Origin of the sequence: Polaromonas sp. UBA4122 (genome assembly GCA_002381615.1) — a bacterium.
Lineage (GTDB): Bacteria > Pseudomonadota > Gammaproteobacteria > Burkholderiales > Burkholderiaceae_C > Polaromonas.
The window spans coordinates 1-16,054 of record DFWY01000002.1 but is presented as its reverse complement, the minus strand read 5'-3'; the positions used below and the strand labels follow the sequence as shown (position 1 = coordinate 16,054).

The window sequence follows — 16,054 nt, the reverse complement described above, 5'->3', positions numbered from 1 at the left end:
TGTATAAGAGACAGACCCAAAGATTGCCCTCCTCGGACTTTTCACCTGTCGCGCCTTGCAGCAGCAAGCGCAGTGGCGCAGGCGATGACTCGTGCTGGGCTCTTAAGGGACGAAACACAAACAGCAGCTTGTTGTGCGCATGGGCGGCGATCTGCAGGCGGCGCAAATGAGCACTGCGGGCCTCGGGCAGCCAGGCCAGTACGCTGGCGACGTCGGCACATTGCAGGGCTTCGCGCGTGGCCCAGAGCAGAGCATGCCCCTGAGCCTGTCCTTGGACCTGTACACACAGCAGGCGCTGCATGTTGAGCTGGCGCGCGCCCAGCGCCGGGCCAAAAGGCAAATAAGGCGCACCCACCAGCACCATGAGCTGGCCGGGCGCGGCCAACTGCGCGGCGGCCAGCGCAGGCGCCAGCAAGCCCCATTCGTGCAGGCCCGCCTGCGGCTGCAGCAATTCAATCAGCGCACCTTGGGGCCAACCGCCACCGGGCAGCACCTGGTTGAGTCCGGCGTAACCAGTATCCACGGTGGGCAGGCTCGCGCTGCCCAGCTCACCGGCGCACCACACGTGGCACATAGCGCCAAGGTCCGGCAAGGCACGGGCCGCAGAAGTCGGGGAAAGCATGGGGCAGACTTGAATCAGGTTAAATAACTGTATTTATGTACAGTATATGACCTGTTTTGAAGCCCTGCGCAATACCCCTGCAGCCGGCTCGGACGTGCGCGCCCCTGCCCTCTCATCGGCTTGCTTCACTGGGTAAAAGTAAGAAAAAAACGCCAGGGCTGGGGGTTGCCCTGGCGCCTTGGTCGGCGGCGCTGCCGCCTCAGCGTTTGCGCGCCTGCCGCGCCATCAGCGTCAGCGTGAGCAGGCCGATCCCGACAAAGCACAGGAAGGACCAGTTGGCAATCGAGCCACCCAGAAAAGTCCAGTCCACCTTGGAGCAGTCACCGCTGCCCTGGAAAAGCATGGGGATCACGCGCCTGAGCGGAAAGGTTTCTATCATTCCGTAAAAATCACGGCCGCACGAGGCGACCTCGGGAGGGTACCACTGCAGCCAGCTCTGGCGGGCGGCCACAAACGCGCCACAACCCGACAGCACCACCACCAGGCCAGAGCCCGTGATCAGCAGCCCTTTTTTGTTCGTGGCAGCCGTGATGCCTGAAACGATGGCGATCAGCACCAGCACATAGCGCTGCACGATGCACATGGGGCAAGGCTCCAGCCCCACCGCGTACTGCAAATACAGGCCAAAAGCCAGCATGGCCACACAGACCACAGACACCAGCGCCAGCATGCGGCGTGGCATAGCGTCAAAAAAATCAAGCAACATCGCCATCCTTTTAAAGAGATTCAAGCGGATGCATCCGTTCAGGATGCATACACAAGACTCAACATTCAGTGCTCAACAAAAACGCGGGGTTTGCGCGGTGTCAACACCAGCGTTTCGCCCTCCATCAGCCCCAGATCCCTGAACTGCTGCGCAGACATTTGCACCTCAACCAAGGGGATCGGCAGACAGATTGTCCGTCTGTTTGTTGCCTTCGACGGATATAAGTTCCAATCTGGCGACAGGTCCAATGACGATGGCGCGAGTCAGTGGCACCACGATGCCCTGGGCGCCCCGGGGAATAGCGGTGAAGCCATCAAGGTGTAGCACCTTTGTGAGCCTAGGCGTGAAAAGGGTTTCGATAGTCGGGGGAGTCAAGGCCAGCGATCACTTCGGCCCTGAACGGTCAGCCGGTGCAAGGGAAAGACGTTCGTGTTGCGCAAGCCTGAGCGCCTGTCCATTGAACCGGCAGCGACTCAGCCCCTCACGCCACAGCCCTTGGAACAAGCCACCTGGTCAATACAACCTTAACGTTGTCGTTGACTACAAGGCAGGCGACCATGGCATACGCGAGTACCGCGAACGTCTGCCACCAAGGCAGGGGCATGAGGCCGGGCAGCCCCACGTAGGTCAGCGCCGTGCCGACAAACGTCTCAGCCGCCAGCGCTGAGACGAGGGACGCACTGGGCCTCGTTGTCCAGAACTGGCGTCGCTCACGGGCGGACACAATGGAAAACACCGCCAGATAGAGCAGCAGGAGAAAGCTGAACGTGTACAGGGCATCGTCATTGATCGCCAGACCGAAGCGTGACCAGGCGAGCCACAACAGCAGCAGCGCCTCGGCGACCATGAACAGGCCCAGCACAGCGGAAACCGTGACGAAGCCTCCGATGTTCCAGGTCTCCGGCCTGCGAGAAGGCCGAACATGGTCCGTGGCGATAGCGATCTTCGCGAAGTCCGTCATGAAGGTCAGCAACAGCATCGCAAAGGCGGACACGACGAACTTGCCCGTCAGCAAGTAGGCAATCGCGACAAACGCCGACTTCAGAATCGTGCGGCTGATCTTGTTGATGATCCAGGTCAGGATGCGCTGGTAGATCGCCCGGCCCTGCTCGACCAACGCGACAATATTGGTCAACCCTGGCTCAGTGAGAACCACGCTGGCCGCGCCCTTGGCGACATCGGTGGCCGTACTCACGGCGATGCCGACTTCCGCCTGCCGAAGCGCCGGCGCATCGTTGACGCCGTCGCCGGTCATGCCGGTCACGTGGCCTGTGGCTTGCAGGTGCTGCACGACGGTGTATTTGTCCTCCGGGTACACCTCCGCAAAGCCATCGACGTCCGACAGGAAATCCACCCGCTCGTCGCCGGTCTTCGCGCTGGCAGTCTTCAGTTCGTCGACACGCCGGATATTGGGCAGGCCGACGCTTTGCGCGATCTCGAGCGCCACCGGCAACGCATCGCCCGTCAACATCTTCACCTGAACGCCGAGATCACGAAGCTCGGCGATGAGTTGCCCGGCGTCCGGTCGAAGCGGGTCATACAGCGTCACCAGCCCCACCAGGACCGGATGCGTGGCCGCGGGGCCTCGCGCCACCGCCACTGCCAGGGTTCGGTAGCCCTTGCGAGCCGACTCGCTGACCCGCGCCTCCAAAGCTTCGATCGCCCGGGTGTCGAGCCCGCAGGCCGCGGCGACGGTTCGCATCGCCCCCTTCATCACGCGCAGTGGCTGCCCGTTCTGGCTGACCACTGCTTCGGTCCGCCGGTTCTTGGCGTCGAACGGTGCAAACGAAACCGGCGTGATGGCAGGCTGGCCATCGAAGACGTGCCGCTCCTTCGCTGCCCCGAGGAACGCCAGGTCGATGGGGTCCTGGTCGGCCTCCTGCGACGCCAGGGCTCCGGCAAACAACACGTCTGATTCGGTCGCTCCTTCGAGGGGGATCACGCCGGTCACGGCAAGCTGATTGAGCGTAATGGTGCCGGTCTTGTCGACGCACAGCACGTCCATCGTGGCGGCATCCTCTGCCGCACTCAACCGCGTGACCAGCACGCCGCGCCTGGCGAGTTCGTTCGATCCGGCGGCCATGCTCACCGTGAACATCACGGGCAGCGCAAGCGGCACGGCGCTCATCAACAGCACGAGCATGAGCGGGATCATCTCGACAAGCGGTGCGCCGCGGATCAGCGATATCACGACCACAAGGCCCAGCATCGCGCCGACGATCACGAACAGCCATCGGACAACCCTGGCCACGACCGCTTCGATGTGAAGCTTGGGGCGTGCCTGCTGAACCAGTTCGGTGGTGCGGCCGAAGAAGGTTCGGGCGCCGGTCAGCATCACCCGGGCATTGCCCTCGCCTCGGCGAATGACAGCGCCCGACGAGAGGTCGTCACCAGGCGCTTTGTCCACGTCCTTCGACTCTCCTGTGAGCGCCGACTGGTCTATGCTCAAGGTGCCGCTCAAGAGCTTCAGATCGGCGGGAATAATGTCGCCCGGACGCACCCGGACGATGTCGCCTGGGACCAGTTCGCGAGCGGCGATGACCTGCCAGTTCGAGTCGCGCAACACGCGGGAGCTCACCTGCAAGCGTCGCCGCAGAGTCTCCACGACGCCGGCGGCTCGGCGTTCCTGCGCAAAGCTCAGCACGGCGTTGATGACCAGGAGCGCGGTCACCACGACAAGGTCCGAATACTTTCGGAGCACGGCCGACAGGATCATGATCAGTTCAAGCATCCAGGCAGACAGGCCCCAGAACTTGCTCAGAAATTTCAGAACCGGATGCGCTGGCCGTTCGGTGACTTCGTTGTAGCCGTGTTCTTCGCGCAAGGCTTTAACCGCTGCGCTCGTGAGCCCTGCAGCAGCATTCACCCCCGGTGGCGTCGCCGCATCCGCACCGGAAGCGGTCACCGCGTCGGGGCTGGTGGCCGCCGATGGACTCAGACGCGAAGTCATGCGGCTGCTCGACAGTCACTGGCTTTGTTGTGACTGCAGAGACGCCGGATCATTTCAGCGCTCCGTGGTTGCGTGCCTTCGACTTGGCAGGCGAGACACGCGGCTCCGCAGGAGCAAGGTCGATGAACGACGGTCTGCAGCATTGCCGCCTGGTGAATTCGCGCGGGCTCTATTCGCCCCGGATCAGCAGCACGGACGCTGGCGCGATGCGGACCAGCGACTCTGCCACGCTACCGATGAGCAGGCGACTCAGGCCACGACGACCGTGGGTACCGATCACGATCACGTCTGCCCGCCAGTCCTTGGCGCTTCGGGCAATCTCGTCGGCGATGCGATCCTGAAACTGCCGCACCTCCAGCAGGACTGTTTCGACCTCGATGCCGACTTCGCGGGCCACTGCGGCTGCTTGGTTCAACATCTGCTCCCCGGCCCTGCGAACCGAGTCTTTGTACTCCCTCAGTTCATAAGGAGACTCAACAGCCAGCATGACGATATCGACCACGTGCACGATACGCAGTACGGCCTGCTGATCCTTGGCGAGTTTGACCGCTTCGTGCAGGGCTGCATTGGCAGTGCTACTGCCGTCGATGGCGACCATGATGCGCTTGAACATAGCCATGCTTGTACTCCTTAACGGTTCGTCCGGGCGGACGTGGAACTTTAGGTTACCAGCGCATTATCGATCCGTCCCGCCGTTCCGAGCGCGTTGACCAGCTTCGACGCTCCAGGGCGTGTTAGCTGCCGCTGACCGACTGACAATAATAAGTAATGGACGTCACTCAGAAAAACACAGGCGCAGTGACGGGGGCGAGGGCTATTACTTATTGGGCTGCGGCGTCACGCGCAAATAAGGCCGTACGACCTTGAAGCCCTTGGGAAAGCGCTGGGCCAGTTCGGCCGGGTCCTGAATGCTGGGCACGATCACCACGTCGTCGCCATCTTTCCAGTTGGCGGGGGTGGCCACCTTGTAGTGATCGGTCAGCTGCAGCGAGTCGATCACGCGCAGGATCTCGTCAAAGTTGCGGCCCGTGCTGGCAGGGTAGGTGAAGGTGGTGCGGATGACTTTTTTCGTGTCGATGATGAACACACTGCGCACGGTAGCAGTGGTCGACGCATTCGGATGAATCATATCGTACAGCTTGACGACAGTCTTGTCGGCATCCGCCAGGATGGGAAAGTTGACCGTGGTGTGTTGCGTTTCGTTGATGTCCTTGACCCACTTGCCGTGCGACTCCAGCGGGTCATCGCCGATGGCAATGGGTTTGACCTTGCGTTTGGCAAATTCGCTGCTCAACACAGCGGTTTTGCCCAGCTCGGTGGTGCAAACCGGCGTGAAGTCAGCTGGGTGCAAAAACAGCACTACCCAGGAATCACCCGCCCACTGGTGGAAGGAAATCTTGTCTGGGTGGAGTCTTGCGTGAAGTCGGGGGCGGTGTCGCCAAGTCTGAGAATGGCCATGATTACTCCTGTGTTGTATTCAGAAAAATGCATTTTGGAGAGAAAACGTTAAAGCTCAAAAGAATATATCGCCTTAATTTATCTCGATAACCGCTCGAATTTTGTGACCTACTTTCCGAAAAGACCCAAAATCGCACAACAAAATGGTCCCGAAGGACCGTTTGCTCTGGCCATTGCGACAGCGGTTACTGCCTGGGCTCACCCTGCTCGTTGACGGTCACTGTAGATCCGGGCGGAGCAGTCATCTGAATGCGATGCTCCTGGCCCCGGAAGTTATAGGTGACATCCCAATATTGGGGTCGGGCCTGGCTGGGTACGTTTTCGCAACGCTGGACGTCTCGGGTAGACGCCGGCTGTCCGCCGCCGTCGCGGCCGATGTTGGCGCCCACCGCAGCCCCCGCGACAACGCCCCCGGCAGTGGCGACATCCTTGCCGGTTCCGCCACCGACCTGGTGACCAAGAATGCCGCCAATGATGGCGCCGGCAATCGCTCCGGGAACGTTGGCATTGCTTCGATCCTGGACGACTTGCTCGCGCTCGACCCAGCATCGCTGCTCGGGTGATCCGACCACCGCGCGCACCGAAGTGACGTTTGCCTGGTAGAGCCGCTCACCGTTGCGCCGGCGGTAGTCGGGGGCCGCAACAGGAGCGGGCGCATAACGCTGGTCATCGATGCGCGCGTTCCGGGCCACGGACCGCACCGATGAAATGCGGTCATTCAAGCCCATCGCGGCCAGCGACGGATATCGGCCCGGACGCAAGACGACACATTGACCGCCGAACCGGACATCTTGGCAAACCTCCCACGGCGCGCCAACAACATCGACTGACGAGGCGCGGTCATTGAAGCCATTGCGCCCGAAGTTTTCGATCGGCCTGTCCGTGGTGAAAGACCGGCCGCCAAAATTTTCATGTTCGTAAAAAGTGACCTGTGCGGCCACAGGAGCGGGCGCATAACGCTGGTCATCGATGCGCGCGTTCCTGCTCACGGCCCGCACCGACGAAACGCGGTCGTTCAAGCCCATTGCGCCCAATGACGGATAACGGCCCGGGCGCAAGACGACACAGCGACCACTGAACCGAACGTCTTCGCAAACCTCCCACCGGTCGCCAACCACCTCGACCGACGAGGCGCGGTCATTGAAACCATAGCGCGTGAGGTCGCCAATCTGTCTCCCCGTGGTGAAAGACCGGCCATTAAAGCCGTCATTTTCGTAAAAGGTGACCTGTGCGGCCGCTTGTGTGGCGATAGCCACCGCGGCCACCGCCAATGCGTTTCTCAATAGTGCCTTCATTGATAGCTCCTGTAGAAAGTTGTGGCGGGCTGCAAATCCTCACCGTACCCGTACTGGCACCCAAGATAGCCAAGTAACAAGACGGTCACTATGGCGCCCCGTCAAGCCGGCGTCTGTGCGGTTTCGTACATAGAAAAATTCATTGGCCGTCTCAAGTGAAACACCTGGCATGATCTCGGCGACGGACCGCTAAGACGATGGCGGCGCCACAGCCCGGCAACGCGACTGCCCGTTTGTGTTTGCACCTCCGCCGTCCGGTCTTGGCCGGAACGGGTCGATCACGTGCGCTCACTCTATGACTGCATAACGCTGCAAAGCGGTCGTAGATGGCACAGGCCCGCCTGATACGAGTCATTTCAGGCCGGATCCCTCATTGAGGCAATCACTGGCCTTCCATTTTGTCACTCTGTATCCGATCACGTCCCGCAAAACCAAATCCCTTCCGGGAAAATCAAAGAGATGGCAAACCCACGCTCTGAAAGCCAAATTTCCACGCATTTGCACAGCCGCCAACAAAGCTTAAAAGAATATATCGCTCTTAATTTATCTCGATAATCGAATATAAAAAGCGAATCGCCCGCAAGGACTGACCCGTGGCCTTGGGTTATCGCGGGATTCATGTGAAGTCAGATTTCTAAAACGCTATGCTTTATATAGCTGGTTACGCCCGTCCTTATTGCGCTACAACCCTATTTGGCACACAAAAATTGCTTTGGAGCCGTCAGGATTTGTTTTCTACCAGTTGCTCTCCCTGCATGTGGCTGCCCATGAAATCCAGAAAGCTACGCACGGCCGGCACCTGACCGCGGCGCGAGGGAAAAACTGCATGCACCATGCTAGGCGGGGGCGCCCAGCCGGGTAATACCGGAACCAGCAGTTGCGCCTGCAGCTCGGCCTTGCTGACGATGTCTGGCAGTAAACTGATCCCCGTGCCCGCTAGCACCGCCAGCTTGAGCGTCTGCAGGTCGTCGGCCACATAGCGCGGCTGATGCTGAAACAAATACTCCTGTCCCTCGGGTCCTACCAACACCCAAGCGCTTCGCCCGTCGGTCGAGGACATGGCCACCGTGTCCAGCCGGGTCATGTCCTCAGGCTGCGTTGGAATGCCTTGTCGGCGCAGTTGCTCAGGACTGGCCAGCAGGTGGCCTGAAGTGGCACCCAATTGCTTGACCACTAGGCTGCCGCTTTCGTCCAGTGTGGGCCGCACTCGCAGCGCGATGTCGATGCCCTCCTCCACCAAGTCCACCACCCGGTTAGTGGCCCGCATGTCGACCTTCACCTGCGAGTACAGCGCCATGAAACGGGGAACCAGGTAACCAAGCGTGCTTTGCGCCAGCGTCACGGGGCAGGTGATGCGTAGCGTGCCGCGCGGCTCCACCTGCATCTGCGCCACCGCCTCTGCGGCGGCCAGAGCCTCGTCACGCATGGCGCTGCAGTGGCGCAGGTAGATCTCGCCCACCTCGGTCAGCGAGAGCTTGCGCGTGGTGCGTTGCAGCAGCCGCACCCCCAGCCGCGCTTCCAGCTCGGCCACGCGGCGCGACAGACGTGATTTGGGCAGGCCGAGCGAGCGTCCGGCAGCGGCAAAACCGCCCCGCTCCACCACCTCGGCAAAGTACAGCATGTCGTTCAGGTCTTGCATTAACGTCCTTTTATTGTCCTGCCCATAGAACAATCTATCGCGATTTTGCTAGCTTATCAAGTAATCGACTCATCGGCACAATCTATCCCATGGCTGCGATTCAAGCCAAACACAACCAAGCCACCCGATTCATTCATTCATTCAAGGACATCATCATGAGCAAGCTTCTTCACATCGACTCCAGTATTCTTGGCGGCAATTCAGTTTCCCGCCAGCTCACGGCCCAAATCGTGGCCTCATGGCGCGCCAGCCACCCTGCCACCGAAGTCAGCTACCTGGACCTGGCTGTGGACACCCCCAGCCACCTGTCAGCAGAGCCCCTGGGCTTCCGTTTGCCCGCTGGTTCCGCAGACCTAAGCGACGCGCAAAAGCGCGAAAACGCCCACTCTGAAGCCCTGGTTTCGCAGTTCCTGGCGGCCGACGTGGTCGTGGTTGGCGCTCCGCTTTACAACTTCGCCGTTCCCACCCAGCTTAAGGCCTGGATTGACCGCATTGCCCAGGTAGGCCGCACCTTCACCTACACTGACAAAGGCCCTGTGGGCCTGGCCGGCGGCAAGACTGTGATCATTGCTTCTGCGCGTGGCGGTGTGTACTCCACCAGCGACGCCGGCAATGCCATGGAGCACCAGGAAAGCTACCTGAAAACAGTTTTCGGTTTCTTCGGCGTGACCGACGTGCGCTTTGTGCGCGCTGAAGGCCTGGCCATGGGCGAAGCGGCCAAAGTGGCAGCCCTGACAGCTGCTCAGGTTGACATCACGGCCCAAACACAAACCGCCGCCAACCAGGCTCAAGCGGCCCTGGCAGCCTGAGCGAGCGAACCGCAGGCTTTGAACACCCTGTACCCGCAAAAAAACCCGCAAAAGCGGGTTTTTTTAGGCTCTGAAGCTTTGCTTAAATGACGGCGCTTCAGGAGTGCTTTTTAACCCAGGCCACGTACTGGTCGACCCAGCCCTGCAAAAACTTCAGGCTGGCCGCGCCAATATTGCCGGCCTCGTCGTACAGTCCGTCCTTGTTGTGGATGAAAGCTTCGGGTTGCCCCAGGGTGGGCACGTTCAGGTAGGCCAGGATGTTGCGCAGGTGCTGCTGCGCCATTGCCGTGCCAATCGGGCCGACGGATGCACCCATCACACCGGCAGGCTTGCCATCCCACGCGTTCTGGCCATAGGGGCGCGAAGCGTGGTCAATCGCATTCTTCAGAACGCCGGGAATGGAGCGGTTGTATTCAGGAGTGACAAACAGCAGTCCCTGCGCCGCCGTGATCTCGCCTTTGAGGCGCGTCACCTGCGCAGACGGGTTGCCGTCATCGTCCTGGTTGTACAGCGGCAAGTCGTCAATTCGCACAGAGGTAAAGCTGAAATCAGCTGGAAAGAGCTTTTCAAGCGCCCTGGCGAGCTTCTTGTTGAAGGAATCCTTGCGAAGACTGCCGACGATGACGGCGATGTTGTATTGGGCCATGAGATTCTCCAGGAAACTGGTCAGAAAGCTGATCAGGGGATTGATGAAGGAAGCGGCAGACCCATTATGCAAAGCCTTTTGAAATCGTGCTTGGCGTTGATAAACAGTGACCAATGCCTGTGTCGACCACCACCACCCAGACCCGGCGGCGATTCCCTATCGCCGCCGGCCATCAGTTGGCCGAACTAGCAGCCGGCCGCCTTCTTGAAGGACTTGCTGGTGTTCTTGCCGTCCTTCTCGTAACGAGCGCGGATCTCGTCGCCTTCGACGATGCGCTTGTCCTTGAACTTGTCCAGCGTCAGGTCGTCGGTGATGGTCAGGGTGACCGGTTCGCCGGCCTTGGTATCCTTGAGAACGGCGGTGGCCGACTTGCCGTCGGCAGCCAGCGTGATCTTGGTGACCGGCGCGAGCATCTTGCCTTCGTCGGCGACGGCGTTGCCGACATAGGCCAGACTGGACATGGCAAGCGTTGCAGAGACGATGATTGTGGAAAGTTTGATCTTCATTTTGGAATCCTCTAATAAGTGAGTGCTTGGTGAGCGGAATACATTCCGCTCCTTCCTTCAATGCCCCACCGGAATAGCGAGGACCTATTTAAATAATGGGGTTTACCCTGCTATATTTCAAGTTTATAAGTGTGATGTTATGTATTCACATTAGTGATTAACTACTGCCGTGAACCTAGCCAGTTTCCAGACTCTTGATCTGAACCTGTTGCGGGTTTTCCACGAAGTGATGACCGAAACGCAATGGGTACTGCCGGTCACCGAGTCGCCCTCAATGACGGCTATCAGTCTTTATGCATAAAGACTGTAATTGGGCAACTCCTTGGGCGCCATCTGTGCCAAGCTTGTGCCGACCCAGGTCAGGCTGCCCTCGCCCATCATGAAGGGCTCAGGGCAAAAGCACAGGCACGAACGCTGCCTGACAAAGCCCGTGGCGACGAAGTTGTTGTGTGCCGCGAGCAATCATCGCTGCCACAGGATGAGCGGCACCAGCAGGATGGTGCCGATATGCGCTTCCCAGGGTGCGGCAGAACCCGCCGCCCGTCTTCGCACAAGCCCGTGCACCAGGATCGCAGGTCAGACATGTCGTCTGCCCGCGGCAATCAAGCCGCAACGGCTGTACTACCGCCGCGGCTCTTGCTTGCTCAGCTTAGCAGCCGGCCGCCTTCTTGAAGGACTTACTGGTGTTCTTGCCGTCCTTCTCGTAGCGGGCGCGGATCTCGTCGCCTTCGACGATGCGCTTGTCTTTGAACTTGTCCAGCGTCAGGTCGTCGGTGATGGTCAGGGTGACCGCCTGGCCGGTCTTGGCATCCTTGAGAACGGCGGTGGCCGACTTGCCGTCGGCAGCCAGCGTGATCTTGCTGACCGGGCCGAGCATCTTGCCTTCGTCGGCGGCGGCGTTGCCTGCGTAGGTCGCGGTCAACACGGCAAGCGCGGCTGTCAGGACAAGAGTGGAGAGTTTCGCTTTCATTTTGAGCTCCTTTGGAATATAAATGTTTGGCCAGCGGCGCGTACGCCGCTGGCGCGTTGGTTGCGTTAGAACTTCACCTCGAAGGTGGCATAAATGTTGGTGGCGTTCTTCAGTGGCGTCGTCGTCATCAACTGGCCATTAACATCGCCAATGGCCACCGGCGCGCCCACCCAATTGTTGCTGCCGGTGTACTTGAAGTTGTAATACTGAGCACCGAGGCGGAAGAAGGCCTTGCTGGAGAAGGAGGAGATCGGTTGGAGATTCAGCTCCTGGATGACGTAGGCCTCGTAGACATCGCCGCGCGCGCCGACTTTCGCCGTCCACATGTCGTCGGCAGCAGGTGCGAAGGTGATCCAGTTCTTGGAGCCATGGTTGTACTCTAAGCCTAGCTTGGTTTTCGACGGCAGGTCGTAGCGCACGCCCATGGCGATAGCCGTGCCGTTCTTGCTCGTCGGAGCTTCGGGCTGGAAGAAGCCGCCGGTCATCAGACCCTGGAAGCCGAACTGCGCCGAGACGTTGTTGTTCGGATGGGTGATGCTCAGGCCCGCGTCGCCGAAGACGGTGAGGTCGCCGGGGCCAACCTTCTTGAAGGTGCTCGCGAATCCGGCGCCAAACCAGTCGATGTCACCGAGGTTGGTCTTGGCCGTGGTGTTGCCGAAGTAGGTGTTGCTCATCGTCGGCGCATCGAAGATGTTCATGCCGCGGTTCCACTGCAGCCAGACGCGCAACGGATCGGTGTCGATGGGAACCACGGCAACGCCGAGCATGTTGGTATCGGAGAGCGAGTTGCCAGACCACTTGCTGAAGCCGCTCTCGAAGCCGCGGCCGTAGCAAATTTTGGCGTATGCGCCGGGCAAGGCGTCGATGTCCGGGGCATAGCCGAGCGTCATGCCGTCGAAGGCGTAATCAACCAGCAGCGCGGGGACGCCGCCTTTGCCGACAGGCCCAGTGTTGAGGCGCAGATTGCTCGGAGCGCCGTTGGTGGCCGGGCGGCGTCCGACCGAGAGCCAGATATCCCTGTCGGCGATGTTGCCCCAGGTGGCATAGACGCGGTCGACGTTTAGAAGGCTGCCGGATGGCACGTGGCCGAGCGTGCCATCGAAGACGCCGACGCGGTCGGCGAAGAAGGGCGCGCTGCCGCCGTTGGTGGTCGCCGCATCGTCCTGGGCGCCGAACCCCTTGTACATCATCAGGTGAGCATTGACGCTGACGTCCTGGGTAGCCTTGGCGCCGATGTCCAGGCCGAAGCGGTTGGTGAGGAGGCTGTTGTTCTTCGGCTTGTAGGCCGGCACCGTCGCGGCGAAGGTACCGAGGCCCTGGATCATGCCTGCGTTGTTCGGATTGGCGAGGAAGGCGTTCGCCTGGTCATAGGTGGCGACGCCGTTCATGCCTTGGGCGAAGCCCATCAGCCCGCTCAGCGCACCGGCCGTTGACATACCCCCGGCCTGGGGCGCGCCGAAGTAGGTCGACGAGCCAGCCACGGTAGAGGGATTTTTAAAGAAATCGGCCTGCAGCGCGTTCTGCGCGTTGGCGAAGGTGGCGTTGACGTCGGTGAAGGTCTGACTCTCTCCCGCCAGGTAATCGTAGCGGAAGCGGTAATCGCCACCCACTGTCAACCACTTGCTGAGTGACTTGCCTTCAAGTTTCGTGACCTGGCTCTTCAAATCGTTGAGCGCGCCAGTGTCGGACTTGGCGGCCACGGCCTTGACCTGCTCCGCAGTCTGGGCAGACTTTTCCTCGTTGGCCTTGACCTGGGCCTTCAATGCCTCAAGTTCGCGCGACATCGACTCGATTTTGTTCATCAAGTCGGCATCCGCAGCGCTGGCCACCAGTGGCATCGACATGCTCGCTATCAGGGCGACGAGCAATTTCTTCTTCTTAAACGTCTTGTTCATGAACTTCTCCTGGATAAATAACGACATTTCAAACTCGATTGCTGGCGTTAGCTGTGCTTGCCCGGCAAGTCTTCGTCTTCCAGCTCTTCCCAGCCGGTGATCATGGCCTTGATATGGGCCAGCGGCGTGTGGCCGGTGGTGGCGAAATAGACGTGGACGATGAGAAAAATCAGCATCAGGAAGGCCGCCAGCGTATGCAGGAAGGCGACGGTCCCGAGTTGCACGCCGGCCAACGCGCCCGCCCTGCCAAGTTCGTAGTAGTAGAGGTAGACCAAGCCACTGACCCAGATCAGGGGGTTGATGAACAACTTGACACCGAGATAGGCCATCCGCTGCAGCGGGTTGTGCTTGGCAAGCTGCGTGGTGCGGAACGGATGGGCTGAGGTGGGGTCGAAGATGCCGAAGGCGTAGTAGCGCATCACCGCCACCATCTTCTCGGTGGTGGGGATATATTGCTTCCACTCACCCGTGGTGAGGTGCCAGAAGATGGCGAAGGCCCACAGCACGATCAGCGCCCAGGCCGCCGTGGTGTGCAGGTTGCCGGCCTGCTGCCAGCCGAAGACCTTGTAGGTGCCATGCACTTCGAAACCGCTGAGCAGCATGAAAATGATCAGTGCTGCCTGGGACCAGTGCCAGAACCGCTCAAAGCGCTTGAAGAGGTAGATGCGTGTCATGATTGGTTCTCCCGATTAACTGTTGCGCTTGTGGGCGATGGATCGGCCGACTCCATGGCCGAGGACGAAGAGCAGGGTCAGTGCGGCAATAGCCCACCCGCCCATATCGAGCCAATTTGTGTGATCGCGACCGCGACCTGGCATGTAGACGCCGTCGATCTTTTCCAGGCGACCGCCGCTGGTGTGGCATTCGGCGCAGGCAACGGCTTTTTCCTTCGGTGCCACCATGTGGGTGATCGGCCACATGCTCTCGGTCTCGATGAAATCCAACTTGCCGGAGAACTTGGCATTGGCTGTTGTCATGCCCGCAGCCACGGCTTTGTCCCAGTTGAAGTTTGTCCAGAAGGCGGTATCGTCATTGCCTGCCAGGTGGGTGATAACCAGCGACTTGTTGACCGGGTCATAAACCTGTTTGCCACGGAACAGCTTGATCGGCCAGATCATCGACTTGCCGTCAGTGGCGCTGCCTTCGAAATGGTTGATCTGCGTCGGCTTGTCGCCCTTCTCGATCTTGTCACCCATCAGGGTGTACTTGACCTTGCCGTTAAACCAGATGTATTCAGGTATGACATTTTCTTTCCAGACGAAATTGCCCTTGATGGTCATATAGGTGTCGTAGCCATCTTCGTTCTTAAGGGTCATGGGTTTGCCGTCGGGTCCCATCTTGCCGGCAGTGGACCAGTCCCAGGACATCTTGGTCGGTTGTCCCCCGCGCGCGAAGGCCGGAATGTGGCAGGTCTGGCAGGCGATCTTGGCGGTGTGCTCGTTCAGCTTCGCGACCTTGTGCGGCCTCTGGCCGTGGCAGGCTTGGCAGGTGGTGGGGTTGGTCTTATCTGCCTCGCCGCGCATGTGCGCTGGATTCTTGTCCATCGCGGTGGGAGCGTAGCGGCTGCCGGGCACCTGGTGACCCTCGGTCTTGTGGCAGGTGGCACAAGTGAAGTTGTTGCCCTTGACGTCCATGTGCACGTCGAGTTCCTTGTTCGGTGCTTCGAGCGAGCTGTCGAGATCGCCGTGCTTGACACCGTCGCCACCACCGCCATTAAAGTGGCAACCGCCGCATGTGGTGCGCTGGGTCGGGCCGATCTTTTTGGCGATTTCCGAGAGGTTGATGCCCTTGATGATCTTGCCGGAGCCGGGGGGAAACTCGGTATCCTTGGTGACCGGGAGACCGGCGAAGCCGGAGGGTTTCTTGTACTTGCCGGTTTGGTCATGGCAGACCAGGCAGTCAACGTTCTCCTGGACGCTGAAGTCGTACTTGTCGTCGCGCATGCCGTAGCCGATGTGGCAACTGGCGCAAGCGGCGTAGTTCGACTTCACCGAGGTGCAGAAATTGTTGATGATGTTCCTCTTGCCCAAGTGCTGCTTGGTGTCGGGATTGATGTAGTCCCACTTCCAGTGCAGCGTCTTCTGTATCTCCTTGGCGGCCTCGGTATGGCAACTCAGGCAAGCCTTGGTAACCTCCGGGCCGGAGGCAAAGTCTTGATCAAGGACTTTGAACTTGCTGTGATCGGCATTGGATTTCAGCACCTTCACCGGAGCCGGGTCAGTGGCCGCCGGAACCGCCGCGACAAAAAAAATGGCCGCCACGGCTGCAACCATCAGATCTCGAATACGCATCACGAACTCCTTGCTATGCAAACGGTAATGCCCAGTTGCGGTGGCGAACTGGCGGCGCTACGGTTTTCATCCTATTGCGTATCGAGCCAACTTTCCCTGATACAGATCAACATATATTTATGTACTTATATTTGTATCTACTTAGTAAAGGAATGTAATGTAATCATGTGATAAGAGAGGTACAGAAATTTGTCGCGGCCTGCGCTGGGCGAGGTGGCTGCGGTGCTGTTCGCTATGGCAGCGGCGGGTCTAGCGCAAGGAGTAGGG

The 16,054-nt window shown here is 59.9% G+C and carries 14 protein-coding genes and 1 pseudogene; 1 reads left to right on the top strand and 14 read right to left on the bottom strand.

Going from position 1 to position 16,054, the window contains the following annotated elements:
* The 7 genes and pseudogenes from imuA to B3F77_RS00405 all read right to left on the bottom strand — a co-directional run.
* Positions 1–622, bottom strand: a 622-nt coding sequence (gene imuA / locus B3F77_RS00445) for a translesion DNA synthesis-associated protein ImuA (protein WP_293603051.1), incomplete at its 3' end; no start/stop codon positions are given.
* A 199-nt stretch (positions 623–821) separates the two neighbouring features.
* Positions 822–1,328, bottom strand: a complete 507-nt coding sequence (locus B3F77_RS00440; protein WP_293603050.1) for a disulfide bond formation protein B — start codon at positions 1,326–1,328, stop codon at positions 822–824.
* A gap of 481 nt (positions 1,329–1,809) precedes the next feature.
* Entirely contained in the window at positions 1,810–4,278 is a 2,469-nt protein-coding gene (locus B3F77_RS00425) for a plasma-membrane proton-efflux P-type ATPase (protein ID WP_293603048.1), read from the bottom strand.
* 169 nt (positions 4,279–4,447) lie between these two features.
* A complete protein-coding gene (locus tag B3F77_RS00420) occupies positions 4,448–4,897 on the bottom strand; it encodes a universal stress protein (RefSeq protein ID WP_293603047.1) in 450 nt (149 codons plus the stop codon).
* Positions 4,898–5,095: 198 nt separating this feature from the next.
* A pseudogene (locus tag B3F77_RS00415) lies at positions 5,096–5,736 on the bottom strand (peroxiredoxin).
* Positions 5,737–5,921: 185 nt separating this feature from the next.
* Positions 5,922–7,031, bottom strand: coding sequence for a beta/gamma crystallin-related protein (locus B3F77_RS00410; protein ID WP_293603046.1), 1,110 nt, complete (start codon positions 7,029–7,031; stop codon positions 5,922–5,924).
* Between the two features lie 721 nt (positions 7,032–7,752).
* A complete protein-coding gene (locus B3F77_RS00405; RefSeq protein ID WP_293603045.1) occupies positions 7,753–8,670 on the bottom strand; it encodes a LysR family transcriptional regulator in 918 nt (305 codons plus the stop codon).
* A gap of 155 nt (positions 8,671–8,825) precedes the next feature.
* Between B3F77_RS00405 and B3F77_RS00400 the strand changes: the two genes are divergently transcribed.
* The gene (locus tag B3F77_RS00400) at positions 8,826–9,479 is read left to right on the top strand and encodes an FMN-dependent NADH-azoreductase (RefSeq protein ID WP_293603044.1); all 654 of its coding nucleotides are present in this window, start codon (positions 8,826–8,828) and stop codon (positions 9,477–9,479) included.
* Positions 9,480–9,576: 97 nt separating this feature from the next.
* Here the strand turns inward: B3F77_RS00400 and B3F77_RS00395 are convergent, their stop codons facing one another.
* From B3F77_RS00395 to B3F77_RS00365, 7 genes are all read right to left on the bottom strand, one after another.
* Positions 9,577–10,125 carry an NADPH-dependent FMN reductase gene (locus tag B3F77_RS00395; protein ID WP_293603043.1) on the bottom strand — a complete coding sequence of 183 codons (549 nt, stop codon included), beginning with the start codon at positions 10,123–10,125 and terminating at the stop codon, positions 9,577–9,579.
* Positions 10,126–10,310: 185 nt separating this feature from the next.
* Positions 10,311–10,631: a hypothetical protein gene (locus tag B3F77_RS00390; RefSeq protein ID WP_293603042.1), complete on the bottom strand. Its 321-nt coding sequence runs from the start codon at positions 10,629–10,631 to the stop codon at positions 10,311–10,313.
* Between the two features lie 291 nt (positions 10,632–10,922).
* Entirely contained in the window at positions 10,923–11,093 is a 171-nt protein-coding gene (locus B3F77_RS00385) for a hypothetical protein (protein ID WP_293603041.1), read from the bottom strand.
* Positions 11,094–11,280: 187 nt separating this feature from the next.
* Positions 11,281–11,601, bottom strand: a complete 321-nt coding sequence (locus B3F77_RS00380; protein WP_293603040.1) for a hypothetical protein — start codon at positions 11,599–11,601, stop codon at positions 11,281–11,283.
* 65 nt (positions 11,602–11,666) lie between these two features.
* On the bottom strand, positions 11,667–13,496 hold the full coding sequence (locus B3F77_RS00375; protein WP_293603039.1) for a DUF3373 domain-containing protein: 1,830 nt from the start codon (positions 13,494–13,496) through the stop codon (positions 11,667–11,669).
* A gap of 47 nt (positions 13,497–13,543) precedes the next feature.
* Complete coding sequence (locus B3F77_RS00370; protein WP_293603038.1) at positions 13,544–14,170, bottom strand: cytochrome b/b6 domain-containing protein; 627 nt, start codon at positions 14,168–14,170, stop codon at positions 13,544–13,546.
* A 15-nt stretch (positions 14,171–14,185) separates the two neighbouring features.
* Positions 14,186–15,787 carry a tetrathionate reductase family octaheme c-type cytochrome gene (locus B3F77_RS00365; protein WP_293603037.1) on the bottom strand — a complete coding sequence of 534 codons (1,602 nt, stop codon included), beginning with the start codon at positions 15,785–15,787 and terminating at the stop codon, positions 14,186–14,188.
* Between the last annotated feature and the right edge of the window lie 267 nt (positions 15,788–16,054).

Coding starts and splice junctions, on each gene's coding strand:
- B3F77_RS00370 (WP_293603038.1), bottom strand. CDS start 14,170: ATGACACGCATCTACCTCTTCAAGCGCTTTGAGCGGTTCTGGCACTGG.
- B3F77_RS00395 (WP_293603043.1), bottom strand. CDS start 10,125: ATGGCCCAATACAACATCGCCGTCATCGTCGGCAGTCTTCGCAAGGAT.
- B3F77_RS00380 (WP_293603040.1), bottom strand. CDS start 11,601: ATGAAAGCGAAACTCTCCACTCTTGTCCTGACAGCCGCGCTTGCCGTG.
- B3F77_RS00420 (WP_293603047.1), bottom strand. CDS start 4,897: ATGGCTATGTTCAAGCGCATCATGGTCGCCATCGACGGCAGTAGCACT.
- B3F77_RS00440 (WP_293603050.1), bottom strand. CDS start 1,328: ATGTTGCTTGATTTTTTTGACGCTATGCCACGCCGCATGCTGGCGCTG.
- B3F77_RS00425 (WP_293603048.1), bottom strand. CDS start 4,278: ATGACTTCGCGTCTGAGTCCATCGGCGGCCACCAGCCCCGACGCGGTG.
- B3F77_RS00400 (WP_293603044.1), top strand. CDS start 8,826: ATGAGCAAGCTTCTTCACATCGACTCCAGTATTCTTGGCGGCAATTCA.
- B3F77_RS00405 (WP_293603045.1), bottom strand. CDS start 8,670: ATGCAAGACCTGAACGACATGCTGTACTTTGCCGAGGTGGTGGAGCGG.
- B3F77_RS00410 (WP_293603046.1), bottom strand. CDS start 7,031: ATGAAGGCACTATTGAGAAACGCATTGGCGGTGGCCGCGGTGGCTATC.
- B3F77_RS00365 (WP_293603037.1), bottom strand. CDS start 15,787: ATGCGTATTCGAGATCTGATGGTTGCAGCCGTGGCGGCCATTTTTTTT.
- B3F77_RS00375 (WP_293603039.1), bottom strand. CDS start 13,496: ATGAACAAGACGTTTAAGAAGAAGAAATTGCTCGTCGCCCTGATAGCG.
- B3F77_RS00390 (WP_293603042.1), bottom strand. CDS start 10,631: ATGAAGATCAAACTTTCCACAATCATCGTCTCTGCAACGCTTGCCATG.